The sequence below is a fragment of the Tessaracoccus sp. MC1627 genome (assembly GCF_014164725.1).
Lineage (GTDB): Bacteria > Actinomycetota > Actinomycetes > Propionibacteriales > Propionibacteriaceae > Arachnia.
This window is the reverse complement of record NZ_JACJGA010000004.1, coordinates 138,505-157,206: the sequence shown is the minus strand read 5'-3', so window position 1 is coordinate 157,206 and position 18,702 is coordinate 138,505. Positions and strand designations below refer to the sequence as shown.

Annotated in this window: 14 protein-coding genes and 1 pseudogene; 9 read left to right on the top strand and 6 right to left on the bottom strand. The window is 64.9% G+C overall.

Annotated elements, in window-relative coordinates:
- Nucleotides 1-13 precede the first annotated feature (13 nt).
- The 4 genes from H5399_RS09200 (at nucleotide 14) to H5399_RS09185 (ending at nucleotide 4,915) form a co-directional block, all read left to right on the top strand.
- Nucleotides 14-2,146 carry an FAD-dependent oxidoreductase gene (locus tag H5399_RS09200; RefSeq protein ID WP_220490934.1) on the top strand — a complete coding sequence of 711 codons (2,133 nt, stop codon included), beginning with the start codon at nucleotides 14-16 and terminating at the stop codon, nucleotides 2,144-2,146.
- A 199-nt stretch (nucleotides 2,147-2,345) separates the two neighbouring features.
- On the top strand, nucleotides 2,346-2,738 hold the full coding sequence (locus tag H5399_RS09195) for a hypothetical protein (RefSeq protein ID WP_182782753.1): 393 nt from the start codon (nucleotides 2,346-2,348) through the stop codon (nucleotides 2,736-2,738).
- A gap of 596 nt (nucleotides 2,739-3,334) precedes the next feature.
- Nucleotides 3,335-4,486 carry a site-specific integrase gene (locus H5399_RS09190; RefSeq protein WP_220490933.1) on the top strand — a complete coding sequence of 384 codons (1,152 nt, stop codon included), beginning with the start codon at nucleotides 3,335-3,337 and terminating at the stop codon, nucleotides 4,484-4,486.
- Between the two features lie 192 nt (nucleotides 4,487-4,678).
- A complete protein-coding gene (locus tag H5399_RS09185) occupies nucleotides 4,679-4,915 on the top strand; it encodes a helix-turn-helix domain-containing protein (protein WP_182782751.1) in 237 nt (78 codons plus the stop codon).
- Nucleotides 4,916-5,519: 604 nt separating this feature from the next.
- On the opposite strand, the gene H5399_RS09180 is transcribed toward H5399_RS09185, so the two are convergent.
- Nucleotides 5,520-6,797 (bottom strand): IS110 family transposase, encoded by a 1,278-nt coding sequence (locus H5399_RS09180; protein WP_182782750.1) that lies wholly within the window; start codon nucleotides 6,795-6,797, stop codon nucleotides 5,520-5,522.
- 315 nt (nucleotides 6,798-7,112) lie between these two features.
- Here H5399_RS09180 and H5399_RS09175 point away from each other — a divergent pair, with 315 nt between their 5' ends.
- Entirely contained in the window at nucleotides 7,113-10,949 is a 3,837-nt protein-coding gene (locus tag H5399_RS09175; RefSeq protein ID WP_182782749.1) for a P-loop NTPase fold protein, read from the top strand.
- Nucleotides 10,950-11,226: 277 nt separating this feature from the next.
- Here the strand turns inward: H5399_RS09175 and H5399_RS09170 are convergent, their stop codons facing one another.
- Entirely contained in the window at nucleotides 11,227-12,357 is a 1,131-nt protein-coding gene (locus H5399_RS09170; protein ID WP_182782748.1) for a hypothetical protein, read from the bottom strand.
- Nucleotides 12,358-12,997: 640 nt separating this feature from the next.
- Entirely contained in the window at nucleotides 12,998-13,294 is a 297-nt protein-coding gene (locus H5399_RS09165) for a hypothetical protein (protein WP_182782747.1), read from the bottom strand.
- Between the two features lie 100 nt (nucleotides 13,295-13,394).
- Between H5399_RS09165 and H5399_RS09160 the strand changes: the two genes are divergently transcribed.
- Complete coding sequence (locus H5399_RS09160; RefSeq protein ID WP_182782746.1) at nucleotides 13,395-13,808, top strand: hypothetical protein; 414 nt, start codon at nucleotides 13,395-13,397, stop codon at nucleotides 13,806-13,808.
- On the top strand, nucleotides 13,805-14,104 hold the full coding sequence (locus tag H5399_RS09155) for a hypothetical protein (protein ID WP_182782745.1): 300 nt from the start codon (nucleotides 13,805-13,807) through the stop codon (nucleotides 14,102-14,104). Before H5399_RS09160 ends, H5399_RS09155 begins: the two co-directional genes overlap by 4 nt.
- A 26-nt stretch (nucleotides 14,105-14,130) precedes the next feature.
- Here H5399_RS09155 and H5399_RS09150 read toward each other — a convergent pair whose 3' ends face one another.
- The 3 genes from H5399_RS09150 to H5399_RS09140 all read right to left on the bottom strand — a co-directional run bounded on the left by H5399_RS09150 (nucleotide 14,131) and on the right by H5399_RS09140 (nucleotide 16,652).
- Nucleotides 14,131-14,280, bottom strand: coding sequence for a hypothetical protein (locus H5399_RS09150; RefSeq protein ID WP_182782744.1), 150 nt, complete (start codon nucleotides 14,278-14,280; stop codon nucleotides 14,131-14,133).
- 317 nt (nucleotides 14,281-14,597) lie between these two features.
- Complete coding sequence (locus H5399_RS09145) at nucleotides 14,598-16,181, bottom strand: SDR family NAD(P)-dependent oxidoreductase (protein ID WP_370585729.1); 1,584 nt, start codon at nucleotides 16,179-16,181, stop codon at nucleotides 14,598-14,600.
- A gap of 36 nt (nucleotides 16,182-16,217) precedes the next feature.
- Complete coding sequence (locus H5399_RS09140) at nucleotides 16,218-16,652, bottom strand: hypothetical protein (RefSeq protein ID WP_182782743.1); 435 nt, start codon at nucleotides 16,650-16,652, stop codon at nucleotides 16,218-16,220.
- Between the two features lie 138 nt (nucleotides 16,653-16,790).
- Between H5399_RS09140 and H5399_RS09135 the strand changes: the two are divergent.
- Both H5399_RS09135 and H5399_RS09130 read left to right on the top strand, forming a co-directional pair.
- Nucleotides 16,791-17,075 (top strand): annotated as a pseudogene (locus H5399_RS09135) (IS630 family transposase); the annotation flags it as partial.
- Between the two features lie 76 nt (nucleotides 17,076-17,151).
- Nucleotides 17,152-18,267: a DUF262 domain-containing protein gene (locus H5399_RS09130; RefSeq protein ID WP_182782742.1), complete on the top strand. Its 1,116-nt coding sequence runs from the start codon at nucleotides 17,152-17,154 to the stop codon at nucleotides 18,265-18,267.
- The last annotated feature ends 435 nt before the right edge of the window (nucleotides 18,268-18,702 follow it).

Genomic DNA, 18,702 nt, shown 5'->3' with positions numbered 1-18,702 from the left:
CGTCGAGGAGGCGATGGCCGCGCCAACCAAGCTGGCGGGCGCGCAGGTAAGTGTGTGGGGCAGTGCAGCTCTCTGGGTTGTCTGGGCGGGTTCGGGTCTTTTTCATCTGGGGATTCGTCCGCGTTCTACCCTGAAGGAGTCACGGGACTTCACCCGCTCGGACAGCCGAGGAAGCGTTCACATGACCACATTCGAGCACCTGCTGCAGCCGATCACGATCGGCAACCTCCAACTCAGGAACCGGCTGCTCCTGACCCCCATGGGTACCGAATTCGGCACCCACGACGGGCATTCGACGCCGGCAGAGGCGGCCTACTACGGCGAGCGCGCCAAGGGCGGCACTGGCTTGGTGATGACCGGCATCAACTTCGTCTCCGGGATCTTCGATCCGATTGCCCCCGGCCTCTCGCGCATCGACACCGACGCACACACCCCCGGCATCAAGGCGATCGCGGACGCAGTCCACGAGGGGGGCAGCGTCCTCGCCCTGCAGTTGACGATGGGGCTTGGGCGCAACAACCAGTATTGCCAGACCCTGAACATGGAGCCGCGGTCATCGTCGGACAACACGTGGTTCTTCGACCCGGGCGTGCTGTGCAAGCCGCTGGAGGTCGAGGAGATCCAGCGCATCGTGTCCGATACCGGAGAGGCCGCCCGCCGGGCCTTCGAGGCGGGCGTCGATGTGATCGACATCCACGGCCACACCGGCTACCTGGTCGACCAGTTCATGAGTTCGTGCTGGAACCGCCGCACCGACCAGTACGGGGGCAGCACCGAGAACCGCTGCCGCTTCGCCGCTGAACTCATTTCCGCGATCAGGAAGAACGCCCCGGGGCTGCCAGTCAGCTTCCGCATCTCGGTGAATCACCGCTTCGAGGGCGGCCGGAGCTGGCAGGAGACCCGAGAGATCGTCCAACACCCGGAGAAGGCCGGCATCGACCTGCTCATTTGCGACGACGGCTCCTACGAGGCCATGGACTACGTCTTCCCGCCCTACTACCTCGGCGACGACTGCATGGTCTCGGCGGCTGAGGCAGTGAAGCCACTCGTCAGCATCCCCGTCGCAGCCTGCGGCAATATCACGCCTGAGAGCGGCGAGAAGGTGCTGGCCCGCGGCGCCGCCGACATGATCGGCATCGGGCGCGGACTCATCGCCGACCCGCACATCATCCGCAAGATCGAAGCCGGCCAAGCTGCCCGAATCCGTCCCTGTATCCGCTGCAACCAGCTCTGCACGGGGAATGCCTTCAACGGCAAGGCGATCGGCTGTGCAGTGAACCCCGAGGTCGCACACGAGGCGGATCGCATCATCACCAAGACCGCCACGCCGAAGAGGATCGTGATTGTCGGCGCCGGTCCGGCCGGCCTCGAGGCGGCGCGGGTCGCGGGCCTGCGCGGCCACACGGTTGACGTCTACGACAAGGAGAGCCGCATCGGAGGCGTACTTTTCCCGGCCGCGACGCCGGACTTCAAGCGCGAGCTGCGGAAGATGATCGACTGGTGGGCCGGTGAGCTCGCCGAACTGCCGAACGTGACCGTCCACCTTGATGCCGAGATCACTCAGGACTCGGCCGAGCTGGCAGAAGCCGACGAGATCATCGTGGCTACGGGTTCGCACCCGCTGCACCCGCCGATTCGCGGCATGGACAAGCCGATCGTCATGGACGTCATCGACGCTCATACAGGTGGGCAGCCCGCCCACCGCGTCATCATCTGCGGCGGCGGCCTGTCCGGCGCCGACCTCGGCCTCGAACTCGCTCAGGACGGTCACGAGGTGACAGTGGTCGAAATGCTGGACGAGATCGCCCGTGACATGTTGTTCCTCAACCGCATTTCGCTGCTGCGCTCGATGGCTGAGTGCAACGTTCAGATCCTGACAAGCCACAAGGTGAAGGAGATCACCGACACCGGCGTCGTCGTCGAAGGACCCGACGGCGAGGTGACACTGGAAGCCGACACAGTGGTAGCGGCCTTCGGCGTGCGGCCGGCACAGGAACTGGCTGAGGAACTCGGCAAGGTCGGTGCCGGGGCTCCGTTCGCTGCGCAGACGGCCAACCGGCCGGTCCACCCCGTCGGTGACTGCGTGACACCCCGCAAGGTCGGTGACGCAATCAACGATGCCTACGAGCTGGCATTCAGCCTCTGACCGACCGGGCTGAAGCAGATGCGGTCGGGGACTTTGGGAACTCGGCAGCGTAGTCGACGAACCAAGTGCGATCCAGTCCGCGGCGCCTCTCTTTGACGGTTCGTCGCCAGCTGGCCTGGGGTGCGACTAGCGTGAAATCAGGGTCTGCGGCGACCGGTTCCAGGGCATCGGCAGCCCCGTTCGACAGAGAGGGTCTCCCATGTCCGGAATCATGAGGCAGATCGGCCGGCTCACCCGGCTCCCGTGGTGCTGCCGTCCGCCGGCAGCCCCATCAGGGCTGACCGCGACCCCGGCCGGGGGCAGCGCGGAGGTCCAGGTCACCTGGAATCCGCTGGCCGCCCCGGCTTCCGTGGCGCACTATCGGGTCTATCGCCGCAAGTTCATCGGGCAGTTCGACCTGCTGGCCGTAGTCACGGCCGACGCCGTGGGGGTCCTGGTGCCGGGCAAGCTGGGGATCGTGGACGCTCCCGACTACTGGCCGTGGCCCTCTGGCAGCGATCCCTCGGCGGAGCGCTGCTACGCAGTGTCGGTGGTGTCGACCCGGGGCCTGGAGGGGCCGATGTCCGGAGTGGCCTGCGCCTGGCCGTCATAGCCCGAGCATGCGTGGCCCGGCTTCCAGGACCTGGGAGCTTCAACCCGGAGTGGCACAGTGCGCGCTCAGCCGGCCTTGTTGGTTTGAATTGGTCAAGACGCCGTTCGGGCCAGACGACGATCTAGGATTCACGATCTGGCAGGCTCTGGTCTGTCTGCAGGATGCTATCCATGTGGCGGTTTCTGTGCATATACGCAGAAACCGCCACATGGATAGCATCCTGCAGGACCATCGCCAGAGAGGGGAGTTGTACCGGCTACCGATGGCCCGGACCCTAGGATTCGTGAGGGGTGCAAAGACCCCGGTGATCGCGGTGAATCACGTGTGACAAGGTGTTTCACTTGTCGGGCTGACAGGATTTGAAAATGACCGATATGGATTGGACACACGCGGGCTTTGGTGCCCAATAATGCCCCTGAGTACGTGCTTTCCTCAGATCTCGCGGAGGTGATCTGCGCCGTCCACCCCCTTGAATGGACTTCAAAGTACACTCGATCTGGCACGTATTAGGCACGGGTTTAGGGGTCCCTTTGAGCAACACTGTCAGCCTTGGCCAAGCAGCCTCAACGGCTCGCGGTGGCGGCAACAAGCGAGGCGTGAAGCGTGGCTTCGGTAGCATCCGCCAGCTGCCATCCGGCCGGTATCAGGCACGCTACACCGGCCCCGACGGAACCGCGCACCGCGCGCCCGTCACATTCGCCGCCAAGGTCGACGCCACCGCCTGGCTCTCCATGCAACAGGCCGCCATCACTGAACACCGGTGGAAGCCCGCTCCCCGACCGGACCCCACCACCATGGTCTTCGCCGACTATGCCCGCGCATGGCTCGAAGCAAGGGAGCTGGGCCCCCGGACACGTTCGGAGTACCGGCGCCTCATCGAAGGCAGGCTCCGGCACTTCGATCACCACACCTTGGACCAGATCACTGCGGCCGCCGTGAAGAGTTGGTGGCAGGACCAGGGCCCGCAGTATCCGACGGCCCGGCGGCGTGCCTACGACTTGCTTCACGCCATCCTGGACTCCGCAACGAAACCAGACGAGGACACCGACGCCGCTCCCCTACTGGCCACCAACCCTGCACGGCTCTCCGCCAGGACGCTCAGGACGAGCCCGACCAAGGCCGGTGCCAGGATCAGGCCGGCCACCGTTGCCGAACTCGAGGCCATAGCCGCGGCCATGCCCGAGCGCTACCGCGCCATGCTGCTCCTGGCGGCCTGGTGCCAACTCAGGTTCGGCGAGTTGACTGAACTGCGCCGGCGCGACGTCACATTCACTGTCGATGATTCAGGAGCACCGCTGGCCGGCGTCCTCCACATCCGGCGTGCCGTCGTATGGACCGACCCCGACACGCCGGTCGTCAAGGAGCCAAAGAGTGCTGCTGGCATCAGGGACGTCGCGATTCCCCCGCATGTCCTGCCACCGCTCATCCACCACCTCGAGAACTGGTCTGCGGATGACTCTGACGGTCTCGTCTTCCCCGCCGTCGAGTCAGGGAGCAACATGAAGCACGGCGCGCTGTACAAGGTCTACCGACGAGCCCGGAGCATCGCTGGACGTCCTGACCTACGTTGGCACGACCTCCGGCACACCGGCGCAACGATGGCCGCCCAAGCCGGCGCAACCCTGGCCGAACTCATGAACCGACTCGGACACTCCGACGTCCGCGCAGCACTGATCTACCAGCACGCCACAGCCGACAGGGACGCCGAGCTGGCGCGCAAACTCTCCAAGATGGCTGAAGGAGCCTAGTGACGCGCGCTCACACGCCGAAGACCCACCAGATGACATGCGTCACATCGCGTGGTCACCGTGTTGGGCGCGGGTTACTAGTACTGACCCAAGAAGCAGGACGGCGCCGAGAGTGCGGATGAACTCAATCCGTGTTGGATCCCGACGCGGCGCAGTCCCTGCTTCAATTCAGGACTCCGAGAGGAAGACGCCATGACCACGACGAAGCGCATCCACCGCGAGCTCGCCTCACCCGCAGAGATCGCTGCACTGTTTCGGCTCGACATCAAGACCGTTCGACGGCGCATCGCCGATGGGACACTGCCCGCGTTCCGCGTTGGCCGGCAGATCCGTATCGATGTGGCCTCCGCTGAAGCGGCACTGATGCGTCCGATGAACGCGGCCGCCGTGGCGATGATAAGGGCCGAAGCCGGAAGGCGTACCTCCTAGCCGCAGCCGAGCCTAGTGATGGTGGCGGGAATCTCCCCCACATGGCTTTTACAAGGTATGACTCTAGCCGAGCGAAGCCAGGTACCATCGAGGTACCGCGACAGCGAGGCAGCTGAGCGTGTTCGGTGCCGCTTGTCGAGTCCGTTGTTGGGCGCCTCGGCAGCGCCCTGCTCGCTCCAACGGTGACCAACCGCCCAGCAACTCGAGACCAAATGAGGTCAAGACCGCAGCACCGCTTCCGCATCGCCAACACCCTGCGTACTCCTCCCCTGCCCCGGTGCCGCCTGCGACGTGTGACGCCGGGATCGACGTCGCCACAAGAACGACGGGGCCAATCAGTGGCCCTTCCAGGGTGGCGAACGTCCGCAGATCAGCGTGAGGCGTTTTGTGTCAAGAGCCGCGGGTCGGGTGTCCTGGCCTGTCGTCGGTCCCTGCATAGCGGAACGGGGCTGGGTGGCCCGGCAGCGTGTGATCGGGTTGGTTCGACGACGGGTCGGGGCTGCCCATGATCTGCGACGAGATACCGGGGGGTTCTCAATGCCGCTGAGGGCTCGCCCCGACCCTGTTCTTGGGGGTTGGTTGACGTCTCACGCGTCGTCGAGGGTCAGGCTGCGATCGGCGTCTCGACGGGTGGGCGGTGGGTGCCGTGGGTGGCGATGTCGGGGTTCCACGCCTGGCCGGTGGTGACGATGGCGTGCAGTTGGCGGAGCAGGGCGGCGGCGACCGCGGTCTGGGCCTGGGTGGGCTTGAGGGGATGCTGCTCGCGGGTGGTCAGGTGTCGGTAGCGGGCGGCGTGGACCGGGTTGCTGCGCAGGGTCGCGAAGATGGCCCGCCAGGCGGCGAGGCGTAGTCCGGGTCGGCCGGCGCCGGTGAGGCGGGCTTTGCCTGTGAACGTCCCCGACATGCGTTCGCGGGGGGCGAGGCCGGCGTGCTTGACCACCGCGCGGGCGGAGGTGAACCGGTGCAGGTCACCGGTTTCGGCGAGGATCGCCGCCGCGCCGACCGCGGACAGGCCCGGGATCGTGCACACCAGGTCGGTCAGGCCGAGCTCGTCCAACACCGCGACCATGCGGTCCTCGACGACCAGACGGTTCGCTCGGGCAGCGTCCCAGTCGGCGAGCCCCCACCCGATTCGCTCCAAGGCTCCACGACGGTGCGTGACCACGCCAGCGGTGTCTGACAAGGCGTTGAACACGTTCCTGACGATGCGTAGGCAGGGCTTGAGCTTGCCGCGGCGGATCACTTCCTTGCGGACCTGCTCGGCGAACCGGTCGACGCCAAGCCGGCGAGTGCGAGCCAGGTCACCCCCGTCGCGGAGGACGATCACGGTGAGTGCGGAGACCCAGGTCGTCGACTTGAACGGTTGCTTCGCTGCTTGTGTGGCGGCCGGCCACACGCACTCGAGCAGGTCGCGGACCTGCTGAACACACGCGGTGTGCTCGGTGAGCAACGCTTCGCGGCGGGCGCCGAGGTGGCGGAGCCTGCCCCACGTTTCATCGACGGGTTCGGGTAGGTAGCAGCGCAGTTGGGCCGTCAGCCGGGCGATCAGGACGGCGTCCTTGTCGTCGGTCTTGTCGCTGGTGAGGTCCTCGGTCTTACGCGCCCACGATGACAACGCCGGCTGCACACACACGTACGCCATGCCGCGGTCGGCCGCGAGTTGCCCCAGTACCCGCCACCGATGCCCGGTCGGCTCGCACGCGACCGTGACTCCGGAGAACCCGACCTTCAAGGCGCGCTCGCGGGCCCAGTCGAGGGCTGCGCCGAGGTCCCACGCCTTGCACCGGAACGTCCGCCTGGCCAGGACCTTGGAGTCGTGATCGCAGACCACCACCATCTGCTTGCGATCGGCCAGGTCGATGCCGACGATGGCGTTGGTCACCGGGATCGCCTCCCGAAGCCTCCTGAGCCGAGCGTTCCTGTTGCGGTCACCCCGGGATACGCCGCTACCGTTGTTCATGAACGTCCTCCTGTTCTGCGATGGGACACCAAGCCCTCACAAGCGCAGCAGGAGGACGTTCCCTTCGCCCTCAGCCACGCCCTACAGAACGTCTTTCTATGCCGATGTGCGTGACGTCGCAGCCATGCCCGGGGTCGTCCGACTGATGCCGAGAATCGGTTGCATTTGAGACGCCGGCCATGGCTTGGCGGACTTCGCGAGCCGCGTTCTGTCGGTGCTCCTAGAGATACTGATCCCATGCTTCTCCTCAGCCAGGCAGATCCGGCGGCGAATACCACCGATCCTGACCTACTCCCCCAACCCGCGGACCCCTACGACGCCGGGGTCAGGTCCGATCTGAAGCTTCGGTCGCTGGCTCCGAAGTACGAACAAGGCCAGCATGAAACGTACGTCCGGCACCTGGAGTCTGCAGTGCTGGATCCCAAGAACAGGAACATCGCACTCACCGGCCGCTACGGGTCAGGCAAGTCCAGCATCCTCGATAAGTTCTTGGCTGGGCAGGATGAGAAGAAGCAGACGACGCTCCGGATCAGCATCAACACTCTGGGGCCTGATGGCGACGAAGAGCTGACCAATCGGATCCAGAAGGAGTTGGTCAAGCAACTGGTCTACCGAGCCGACTCAGGTCAGGTCAAGCGGTCTCGGTTTGCCCGCGGCAAGGAACTGACCTGGCTCACATCGCTACGGGACGCCGTCGTGGTGAGCACCATCCTTTGCGGCTTGCTGTGGCTCTTCGGTGTCCGGCCGAAGGCTGACGCTTTCGGAAGTCTGGACCCGGCGTTGTCGGTGGTTGCCTTCGTGTTGCTCGTGGTGGCTGCCGCCTGGGCCGCCCGGTGGGTCGTCGGCACCCGCCTGGTATCGCAGGTCTCGACCGGGGGAACGTCGATCTCGTTCGCGAACCAACCTGATTCGTACTTCGACGAATACCTCGACGAACTCGTGGCCTTCTTCGAAGCCACTCGACCCGACGTGGTCGTCTTCGAGGATCTGGATAGGTTCGATGACCCACGGATCTTCGACTCGCTGCGCGAACTGAACACCCTCATCAACGCCTCCGCCGCATGGAAGGACAGGACGCACCCGCTGCGGTTTGTCTACGCCATCAAAGACAGCCTGTTCGAGAAACTGGGTAGTAAGCCGCACCCCGAAGCGCCCGTGAAGGATTCGGTCTCCGAGACGAGTACAGATGGTGTTGCACCTGCAGTGACTGCTGCATCTCAAGGGGCCGCCACACCGGCCGGGCCCACCGCAGCCGCACCAGCAGGGACCGCAGGACCAGCAGGAGCCGCGCAGTCGGTCTCCTGGCGCCGACGTGATGCCGCTGACATCGCGGTAGAGCGTGCCAATCGCACAAAGTTCTTCGAGGTTGTCATCCCTGTCGTACCGTTCCTATCCCACAACAACGCGCGGGACCTGCTGAGTACCGCTCTGGCCGAGTTGAACGTGCCGGCCGAGACCAAGATCAGCCGCAGCCTGCTCGATCTGGTTGCGCGGCACGTCACCGACATGCGCCTCATGATCAACATCTGCAACGAGTTCGCCGTCTTCGCGGAGCGACTCCTGTGGATCCCGACCAAGGACCGCGCCCCCGGCATGACAGCGGACAACCTGTTCGCCATCGTCGTCTACAAGAACTTCCACCTGGCCGACTTCGAGCGGCTGCCCCATCGCGCCAGCGACCTGGACGCCCTCGAACAAGCACGACAACGGCTCGTCCGCGACTCGATCACGCAGCTTCAGCGCGAGCGACGCGACCTGGCGCAGGGTGAAAAGCATCAGGAGCAGCAGGAAGGCCTCGCGCGGGTTCTCGGCGAGCGCCTGCGCACACTGCTCACTAGCACCCGAAGCTCGATCAGATCGATCACTGTTGGCAATCACCCATTCACGGACGCCGCGACCAACCAAGCCTCATTTTGGAGGGCAGTGGCCGAGAACCGGAGTGTTTCGGTCGCGCTAGCCCTTGCCAGCGGGCACTCGGGGCATCTGTCCTTCGCCGAGTTGTCGGTCCTTTGCGCTGAGTGCACGGAGCCATTGCGATGGCGTGATCAGACCGCCGAGGAGGTTGCCGAGCAACGCTCAGTCATCGACACAGCCGTGGCCTGGCTTCGGGGCGCAAGCTTCCAGGATCTGGTCCAAGACCCGAGCTTCGAGGCCGACGGCAAGTCCTTCGGGCAGCATCTAGCGAGCATTCTGAAGTCTGAGTTGGCACGCGACCTCGTTCGACATGGGTTCGTTGATCGGTACTACGCGGAGTACTCAGCCGCCTTCTATGGGAACTTCCTGGGGGTCGACGTTGCGAACTTCTTTCGCAACAGCGTCTGGCCGAATGAGATGGACGTCAACGCTCGATTCACAACCACGGACGCGGTACACAACATCCTCGAGCAAGCACCGGCTGGCTTCGCGAGTTCTCGCAGTGTCCTCAACATTCAGGTCGTTGACTACCTGCTCGAGTATCTCCCAGCACTGGCTGAGGAGGTCGCGGCCTTCATCGCGGCCGACCATGGCGAAGATGCTCGTACTTTCCTCGATGCCTACCTCAACGACACGACTGCTCTCAAACCGAAGCTCATCGAGGCGTTGGCACGGCGTCCTTGGCGTGGGGTTCTCAACCACTTGGCGCTCCCCGAAGCGGTCAGCGACGAGGACGCGAGGACGAAACTTCTCGACGCGGCGTTGCTGGCCGCACACGACGCGAAGGAGTATGCCCTCACCGACGCGGCATGCGCCCTGATCGTCGAGCGGCACGCGAGCCTGGCGGCATTCACCCAGGAGCACGCCGCGGCAAGGGTGGCCGTGGTTCTGTCGTTCGCTCGGCGCTTGGAGCTGAGCGTCCCTCTACTCGCCCCCCTGTCCCACGACGTCCGAACCGCACTGGTGAAGGAGGGCGCGTACGCGCTCACCCTGGCGAACCTGCGCACGGCGCTCGATCTGGACGAGACGACTACACCGACTCTGGACCGCATCCGCCTGGATGACTACGTGTGGCTGCGGTGCCGAGATGAGATCGATACCTACCTTGATGCCGTGGCGAGTGACAGCCAGATGAAATGGGCGGTACACACGGCCCCAGCCCTATCCCAGGTTGTTTCGGAGCAGGCGGTCGACTGGTCCCGAGCGCAGATCTTGTCCTTGCTGACGTTGAGCCGGCCCGAGGCTGCGGTGCCCGACATCACCGCAGTGGCGCAGGCAGCATGGTCCGCCATCGCCGAAGCACAGCGGCTTGTCCCCAACGCGGCCAACCTTCATGCCTACTCACAGGCGTTTGGCGTGGACGCACACCTGGCGAAGATTCTGGTCAGCGAGACGGGTCAGCTAGCCGAAGTCTCAGGCGTCGAAGAGGCCCCGGCCGAGTCGATCCGTCGTCTGACAGTCACGATCCTCAACGCGTCCAGCGTCCTGGGAGCTGGCGATCGCGTGCAACTCGCTCTGCAGCTCAATCCACAGCGGCCTCCCGAGTCCTTGGCCGCGACTGAGATCCAGCCATCCGGGGATGATCTCCTGGCTTACGCCCTCAAGTCGGAGCTCCTGCCGGATACCGCCGACACCTTCACCCACTTCCTGACAGGCGGATGGGCCTCCGTCTCCGCCGCATTCAAGGTCTCGACAGCAGCGAAAGACTTCCTCACTCCATCACTTGTGGCCGGCCACGTGCGTGAGCTTCTCGTCGATCCATACGTCCCGGACGCGCTCAAGGTCCAAGTGGTCCAAGATCTTGGCTCCTATGTCATCGCCGGCGACGGCGAGACTCTTCTCGCGGCCGTAGCCTTCGCCCACACCAAGCAGATCCGTCTGGACGCTGCACACGTCCTGGCGGCTGCTCCTCATGCCACGGACCCCGAGCACATCCTCTGGCAACTTGCCCTGGGGCGTGAGAGGTGCGGCGAGGACATCATGCGTGTTCTAGGCCAGCTCGGAGACGACTACGAGGGCTTCAACCGTGAACCCGGCTACGAGTTCGACGTTCCACTGACGCACTCAACCAGATCGGTGCTTGACCGCCTCAAGAGCGAGAAACTCGTCGACCTGCCTCGCGGAGGGCGGAACTCTCGAAAGAAGGTGCGCATTCTCTGAGGCCAGAGCCCGTCGATCCACTCTGGACCGGCGTCTGGCTCGAAGAGCCCATCAGGTACGACCCGGCTCTTGCATCGCTGCCAAAGACCCGGGGCCCACAAGCCCTCCCTAGGCAGGGCTTCTGCGACGCTGGGAGAGCCTCACCTGCCGCACTACTTGCCCGCGGTGTGCGAGGGTAGCCTTCGGCGTCGGTGTCCCGAGCACGACCGCCCTCAACTGGCCGAGGACCAGATGCCCGGGGTTTGGCGCGTGCAGACCTTGCGCAGTTTCCACGCAGTCACCCCCCTGGCCGGCGGAAGCGCCGGTAGTAACTCGCGTCTCGCTGACACAGTTCCCAACGGCCCCTGGAGACTTCCGCGTCCGAGGCTGCAGCGGCCAGAAGGGCGTCTGTCGGTAACCGCCGCCCGTCCGGGAGAGTTAGATCTGCTGCCACCTCAACCGCGCCATCTTCGCTTGCCGACGACGGTTGAGCCGCTGAGAGGAGGTACCTGAACCCACCTCGTATGTCAGCCTGCACCTGGACGGGGACGTCCAGGAAGAGGTGTCTATATGTGTCGCTAACTACGGTGTACCCGGTCAGAACGACCTCGCCGTCGGCCTCGAACGCCCCCGTGATAACGCGCTCGCGTCCTTCGGGGAGAGACGTCTCGAGCATGAAGCGAAGCTGGAGATCGAGCACCGCTCGCTGCTTCGTTTCATTGGGAGAGGATGGCAGCAATCGGAAGTAGAGGTTGACTCCGGCGATAGGAGGCGGGGGCAGGGGGAAGTGCGCAAGCTGTCCCTCGATGTCGCGTCGCGCCAGAAGAGGTGCGAGGGAGTCGAAAAAGTCGAACGCGTCGAGAAGGGGGTCGAGGAGGGAGCGTCCCGCGACGTAGCCGTCGTACGCGTCCGCGTATGCCTGTGAGAAGCCGCGCTGCGTTGTGAACATCGGATCGAGGCGGCTGGTGCGGTCGACCCAGGCAGGGAAGATGAAGTACCGCCCATCCGCGAGCGGCCCCATCGCCCGATCGACCCCTGGGTCCACGACTTCCGGGTGGTGCACAGCGTTGTTCCTAGGAGCCGTTAGGCCGACCACCGCCAGGCCGCGCGGGTCGGCGGCCCGTACTGCGAGGTAGGCCTGCTCGTTGGAGTTCTGGAAGACCTCGAGGTCTAGAGAGCGGATCGAGGTGAGGGCGCGGCGAAGCCCGTTCAGGACATCGAGGATGCTGTCGCTGTTGAGGTCGAGGTGGCCGTTGGGTGCTGGCCAGGCCTCGACCCGCGAGAACGTGTCCCACAGTGCACGAATCTCCTCGCCCAGGCCAGCCATGAGCAACCGCCCCTTCATCACGCGGTCGCCAGCGATGGCGAACTTCGCAGCACCGCTTGAAACCGAGCCCCCCGCGGCGCCGCTTACTTGCTGATTACTCACGCCGAGAGTAGACCACCAATGCCGGTTGGTGTCGAGCGCGCGTTGGTACTTCTGACAGACCGGAAGGGAGATCGTCCCGTGCACTTCGGAGAACCCGCGGACAAAGCGCGCGTCGTACCGCCGCGATTTGCGCACTCACATGCCGCCGGGGGCGCGAGCCGATCGCTTAGGCTGATCCCGGAGGTGGTCCCAGTGACACTGTCCGCTGAGCGCCCCTGGTGGCCTAACATGCTGACGACCGCTCACAATTCCGGCGCCGAAACCGCTCAATTTTCGAGCGCCGTCGACACGGACCGTACCGTGCTGGTGCCTCATCAGCCGGCGACTGGTATCGACGGAAGGCTCGGGGAGCCCGAAGAATCCATCGCAACCGGGCCACCTCCGGGCCTCTCTACTCTTGGCCCCACTCCTCCATGGGGCCACCGTCGGCCAGATGACGCCATGCTCATCGACGATCACCTCGAAGAAGGGAATCGATCTCGTTCAGATCGACCAGAACGCAAAAGCCGTTCTTGTAACGCGTCAGCTTGCCCTCCGCCATCCGGCGTTCCAGAGATCGACGCGAGCTGCAGTACTCGACAGGAAGCGTCACGTCAGCGGGGGTGGGGCTTCGTCGACGTCTGCGGACGCGCCATCCTGCTCACCCCTCCCCCGTGTCACCAGCATCCGCTACCAATAGCTTCTCTGCGCGCGCAGATCCCCTGCCGTGTGAACCCGCCCGCAGGAGACGGTTGACTTCGCGGACGTCGAGTCCGCACAGTTCGGCGACCTCGCTGACAGGCACGGCCTCGGCGATAGCCAACGCATGCACCGCCAGAGCGATCCGCCGCTCGGAATCGGCGACGACCCGATCACGCTCAAGAGTGGCTGCCGTCGCCTCGAGGACCTGGTCACAGATCCTCGCCTCTCTCGCGACCAGCGCTTCGCGGCGCCTCACAAGCTGATCCTGAGCGATAAGGCGGGCCTTCTGACGAACGGTGCGTGACATCGATGGACTCCCTTGCTCTCCTGCTACAACCCGAAGAACCCCGACTCGCATGCGTCGCCGCGTAATACGACCTTGTACTGCCGAGCGGAGCTCGCACCAGTTGATACCTTCGCCGGCGCCATCCGAACCCAACCCCACGCTCACGCCGCGGCGACCGCGACCGACGCCGCCCTACGCCACCATCCTGGCGGCCGCCACCCCAGGCGAGGGCGACAAACCCGCCAGGCAAACCGCAGACATCTACCGCCAACACCTCCAACGGATCTTCCTGCTCGACCCCATCGAGGCATGGACGCCCGCGTTCGCGCCCTTGAAGGCTCACCCACGCCCCAAGCACCATCTGGTCGACCCCGCCCTGGCCGCCCGCCTCATCGGCGTCGGCAAGGCCGGGCTGCTCCGTGGACAGGGCAGCCGCGTCCACGCCACGACCGGCACCTGGCTAGGGCCCTGTTCGAGTCGTTGATTGCCCAGTCGGTGCGGGTCTACGCCGAAGCAGTCGATGCCCGCATCGGGCACCTGCGCACCAAGAACACCCACCACGAAATCGCTCTGATCGTCGAGGCGCCAGACCGTTCCACGGTCGCGATCGAGGTCAAACTCACCGACACCATCAGACCCGCCGACGTCGAGCACCTCAACTGGCTCGGCCAACAACTCGGCGACCGCATCGTCGACCAGGTGATCATCTACACCGGCCGACACGTCTACCGCCGCCCCGACGGCATCGCCATCGTTCCCCTCGCACTCCTCGGGCCCTGAACGACGGCACACCGCTGGCCGTGACCTCACGCACATGCTGACATGTGGGTGGTCTTCCGACTGACCGGCGCCACTGTGGTGGCCCAGTCCACCACCGGTGGCGTGACCGTCGTCGTCACCTGCTCCTCGACCTCCATCACGACCGCCCCAGCGAGCGACTCAACCTGTGTGCCCACCTCACCCTTTCATGAGGCGGGTTGGAGGCGCATTCCGGACTGCGGGATCGCGGTTGGAGCGCTGGGCCGGGGTGGGGGCGTTTCATGAGGCGGTTGGAGAGGCGAGTTCCGTGGACGTGGCTTCTGCTCGATCAGCGCCGACGAGGTTCCGGCCGCCCGGGCCGTCCTCGACTCGCCTCGGCCGTTCACCCGCCGAACACGCCCGGGCGGTACTGGAGGACCGGCCAATGATGACGGCCAGGCGGAGGGCCGCCTGGCGTGCCCGCGGCGGGAACAGAATGCCGGAACCGATCTGGCGAGTTCTTGTCGAGCGTGGCCTACCAACCTGAGGGCGCGTAGTCCTTCAGGAAGACGCCGAAAAGGTCGTCGCCGGCCTGCCCGCGGACGATCGGGTCGTAGACCCGAGCGGCTCCGTCGACCAGATCCAAGGGCGCATGGAAGCCCTCCTCGGCGAGCCGAACTTTCGTGGGGTGCGGGCGCTCGTCGGTGATCCAGCCGGTGTCGACGCTGGTCATCAGGATGCCGTCGGACTCGAACAACTCCCGCGCGCTCGTCCGGGTCAGCATGTTGACCGCCGCCTTCGCCATGTTGGTGTGCGGATGGCCGGGACCCTTGTAGCCGCGCGCGAAGACCCCCTCCATCGCTGACACGTTGACCACGTACGCCCGGGCCGGACCACTCGCCACGCTTCTCGCCGCCTCGGCCAGGCGCGGCCGCAGGCGGCTGATGAGGATGAACGGCGCCGTCTCGTTGCAGAGCTGCACCTCGAGCATCTCGAGCGCGTCCACCTCACCGACGCCCTGGACCCAGCTGTTCGAGTCGTGAAGGTCGGGAACGAGCCCTCCCGCGTCGATCGCTGAGCCGTCGGCCAGACGCGCCAGCGACGACGAGCCCGGAGCCAGAGCCATCTCTGTCAGGCGCTGGGCGTGGCGGGCCGCGGCCTCGGCATCCGCGTGAGTGGCGGCAGAGCCGGTGACCGCGGCGTCCGCCGCCGCGAGCAGCGGGTGCGCCTTGACCGACTCGGCCAGCGCCAGAGGATGCAGGTCTCGTGTGTGCCCGAACGTCAGGAGTTCTGGGCCTTGGCCTTCGGGCCACAGTCCGTCCGGGACCGGGATCGACTCGGCGTCGACGAGGGGCGCGTACGAACCGGCCGAGCGTCGTACTGTCTGTGCCGCGTTGTTGACCAGGATGTCCAGCGGGCCCCTGGCGGCCACCGCGTCGGCCAATGCGATGACCTGGGACGGATCACGCAGGTCGATGCCGACCACATGCAGTCGATGCAGCCAGTCGGCGGCGTCAGGCATCGCCGCGAAGCGTCGCACCGCGTCACGCGGGAATCGGGTGGTGATCGTGGTGTGGGCGCCATCGCGCAGCAACCGGAGCGCGATGTGCATGCCGATCTTGGCCCGACCGCCGGTCAGCAGCGCCCGCTTGCCGACCAGATCCGTCCGCGCCCCACGCTTGATATGACTCATGGCCGCACACGCGGGGCAGAGCTGATGGTAGAACGCGTCCACCAGCGTGTACCGCTGCTTGCAGATGTAGCAGGGCCGGGCCTTCATGAGCGTCCCGGCCGTCGGCGCCTCGACCCCTGACGTGAGCGCCAGCCCCCGCGTCTCGTCATCGATGCGGTCAGGTGCCCCAGTGGCTGTCCCGGCGACGATCGCCTTGTCGTTGTCCTGGATCGCCGCTCGCCTGACCCCTCGGCGGTGGTGCTTGACCGCCTTGAACATCCTGCTAGTCGCCTGCCGGACGGCCACGAAATCGGGGTGGGCCTCATCGAGCTCGTGGATGATGCGCAAGACCCGCAATGTCACGGCCAAGTCGTCTGCGTCGACTCCGCTGCCCACCACAGCCGAGGAGGGTGCTGGAATGGGCTCGGGCGCTGATGGAATCGACACGGCGCCCAGCGTACTCAGGGCTCGGCCGCGGGCTCTTCACAGCCCCGCATGGATCTCAGGGTGGGGCCGAGAGCTCACCAGAATGTGACCGCGCGCTCCGACCAGACTGGGAAGACGTGCCGCGATCGGTGCGCTCCCCGCGGGCCGCAGGTCCTCATCGAGGGCATCGACCACCAGCAGCACAGGCCTGGCACCCGCGCAAGCAAGCTGCCACAACTGGTGGAATCGGCCCAGTGTGCGGTCGAGTGCAGCTTGTTCGCCGCACAAGGCCTCTAGTTGTGGCACCACCGCGTCCAAGAATCGGCTCTCGTCGGCGTCAAACGAGCGGGCCCGAACGAAGTAGGCGATGACAGCTACCTCATCGGGCAGCACCCCGTAAGTGACTAGCTCGTACAGCATGGCGGATTTTCCGGCATAGGATCCGCACTTCCACCGTTGGTAGCCAGGCGGGCCCGTCGCGAACTCCGACAACTTAGCCAACTCCTTTTCCCTCCCCCGCAGGCGATCCATACGCTGGTGCAAGCCGTGGCCTATCTCGCGAATCGTGGCCCAGTACGGCGCCTCCACGGGGGCAGGCCACCGAGGTCCGCGCCGCGACGAACGCCGAAGGCCGAGGTCCGTGACTGGCTCGCCGCCAACCCGCGGATCACGGTGCACTTCACCCCGACCTCCGGCTCATGGCTGAACCTGGTCGAGGTCTGGTTCGGGATCATCGAACGACAAGCCATCCGGCGCGGGACCTTCACCTCGGTCCCCGATCTGACGGGCAAGATCCGCCCCTTCATCAACGGATGGAACCGACGCAAACACCCACTCATGTGGACCAAAACCCCCGACCAGATTCTTGACCGAATCGACCGGAAACGTAAACACGTCTCAACGACAAGCCACTAGGTTGTGCTCCCGCTCCCGGGGCGAACGCGCGACTTGCTACCTTGGGGTGGTGAGTACCGAACCTTCACTGACTTCAATGGTGACCCTGGACCTCGTTGCCTGGAGGAATGCCGGCACCCTGGAGCTCAGCCCAAAGTTCCAGCGTCGACCGGTCTGGAGTCCTGCCGCCCGAAGCTACTTCATCGACACGCTCCTCCGCGACTTCCCCGTTCCTCCGGTCCACATCAGGCTGAGGCTAGGGCGTGGCAATCAAGCTGTGCGCGAGGTAATCGATGGTCAGCAGAGGCTACGCACGGTGCTCGACTTCACCGGCGAAGAATCCTTCCGGTTGAGTCGGTCGCTTGACGCAGATTGGGCCGGAAAGACATTCGACCAACTCTCCAGTCTTCAACGCGACCGCTTGCTGATGTACAAATTCTTCGGTTTTCAGTATGAGAATATCGACGACTCCACCGTCCTGGAGATCTTTGCGAGGATCAATACATACTCTGTAGCACTTTCTAAACAAGAACTGCGAAATGGGAAGTATTTTGGTGTATTCAAGAGGACCACACTCGACGTGTCGCGGGAATACTTGACCTTTTGGCGCGAGAATAGAATATTCACAGAAACCGGCATCGCGCGAATGCAGGAGGTGGAGCTCGTCAGCGAGCTGATGATCCTACTTCTTGACGGACTCCAAGACAAGAAGGCCAGCATCGACGAGTTCTATCGACACCTGGACGAGCAGTGGGGACTCGAACCGATCAACTGGACCAGGAAACGTGGCCGCGCCGAGTCCAGTACCCACCCTCGCCAGTACCTATCCCGCGATGAGACTGTCGATCGGTTTCAGGTCGTCATGACAACCATCGCTGAGACTGCAGGCCAAGGAATCACGGGAACGCTATTTCGTCGCCCCCCCCTGTTCTACTCGCTGTTCAGTGCGGTAGCACATAGGCTCTTCGGAATCCCCGGACTTGAGGATGTTCCGACTCCGAGACGAGAGATCACGAGGGCGGAGGCGGTGGACCTTAGAGGAGCACTACAAGACCTCTCGCAAATCATTAGTGACCCCCCCGACAACGAGGATACGCTCAGCGCTAGGGACCGCGAGTTCTACGCAGCCGCGTCGCGCCAAACTGACAATATAGGTCCCCGTCGCCACCGCCTGCTCGCTCTCTGGGGTAGGGCCAACCTCGGGCCACAGTGAGCACCCTCGATATTGCGCGGAACAACTTCAACAAAGAGGTTGCTTCGACGCTCAATTGGCTGGGCGCTACCGAGGCTCTCTGGTTAAAGGCGCCGCCAGCGACGGAAGTGCGCCTGGCACTGAAGGTCCCCCAACTCGAAGCCCTGTACGAATCGGCCTTCCTCAGGGTCTTCTCTTTCTGGGAGGAGTTTCAAGAAGACGCCACTGTCCGATTCATGGCTCGGTCCAGCACCAGTTCTTATGTCTCTGTTCCAGCCCATGGCCAGAAGCTGCATCGCACTCTAGGTGACGCGCGAACTGCGCTCTACGCTGGAAAGGACTTCCTACTGTGGCACCACCCCGTCCGCTCGGCAGATCGGGTGGCCCGCCATCTGTCCATCAGCCCAGTGGAGTCAGAACTGCGGTCACGTCAGGCCTGGCTAATGTCCCTCGCCC

What these genes read in the sequence shown, in the direction of transcription:
- H5399_RS09200 (WP_220490934.1), top strand. Translation starts at nt 14, where the DNA reads ATGGCCGCGCCAACCAAGCTGGCGGGCGCGCAGGTAAGTGTGTGGGGC.
- H5399_RS09195 (WP_182782753.1), top strand. Translation starts at nt 2,346, where the DNA reads ATGTCCGGAATCATGAGGCAGATCGGCCGGCTCACCCGGCTCCCGTGG.
- H5399_RS09185 (WP_182782751.1), top strand. Translation starts at nt 4,679, where the DNA reads ATGACCACGACGAAGCGCATCCACCGCGAGCTCGCCTCACCCGCAGAG.
- H5399_RS09175 (WP_182782749.1), top strand. Translation starts at nt 7,113, where the DNA reads ATGCTTCTCCTCAGCCAGGCAGATCCGGCGGCGAATACCACCGATCCT.
- H5399_RS09160 (WP_182782746.1), top strand. Translation starts at nt 13,395, where the DNA reads ATGCGTCGCCGCGTAATACGACCTTGTACTGCCGAGCGGAGCTCGCAC.
- H5399_RS09130 (WP_182782742.1), top strand. Translation starts at nt 17,152, where the DNA reads ATGGTGACCCTGGACCTCGTTGCCTGGAGGAATGCCGGCACCCTGGAG.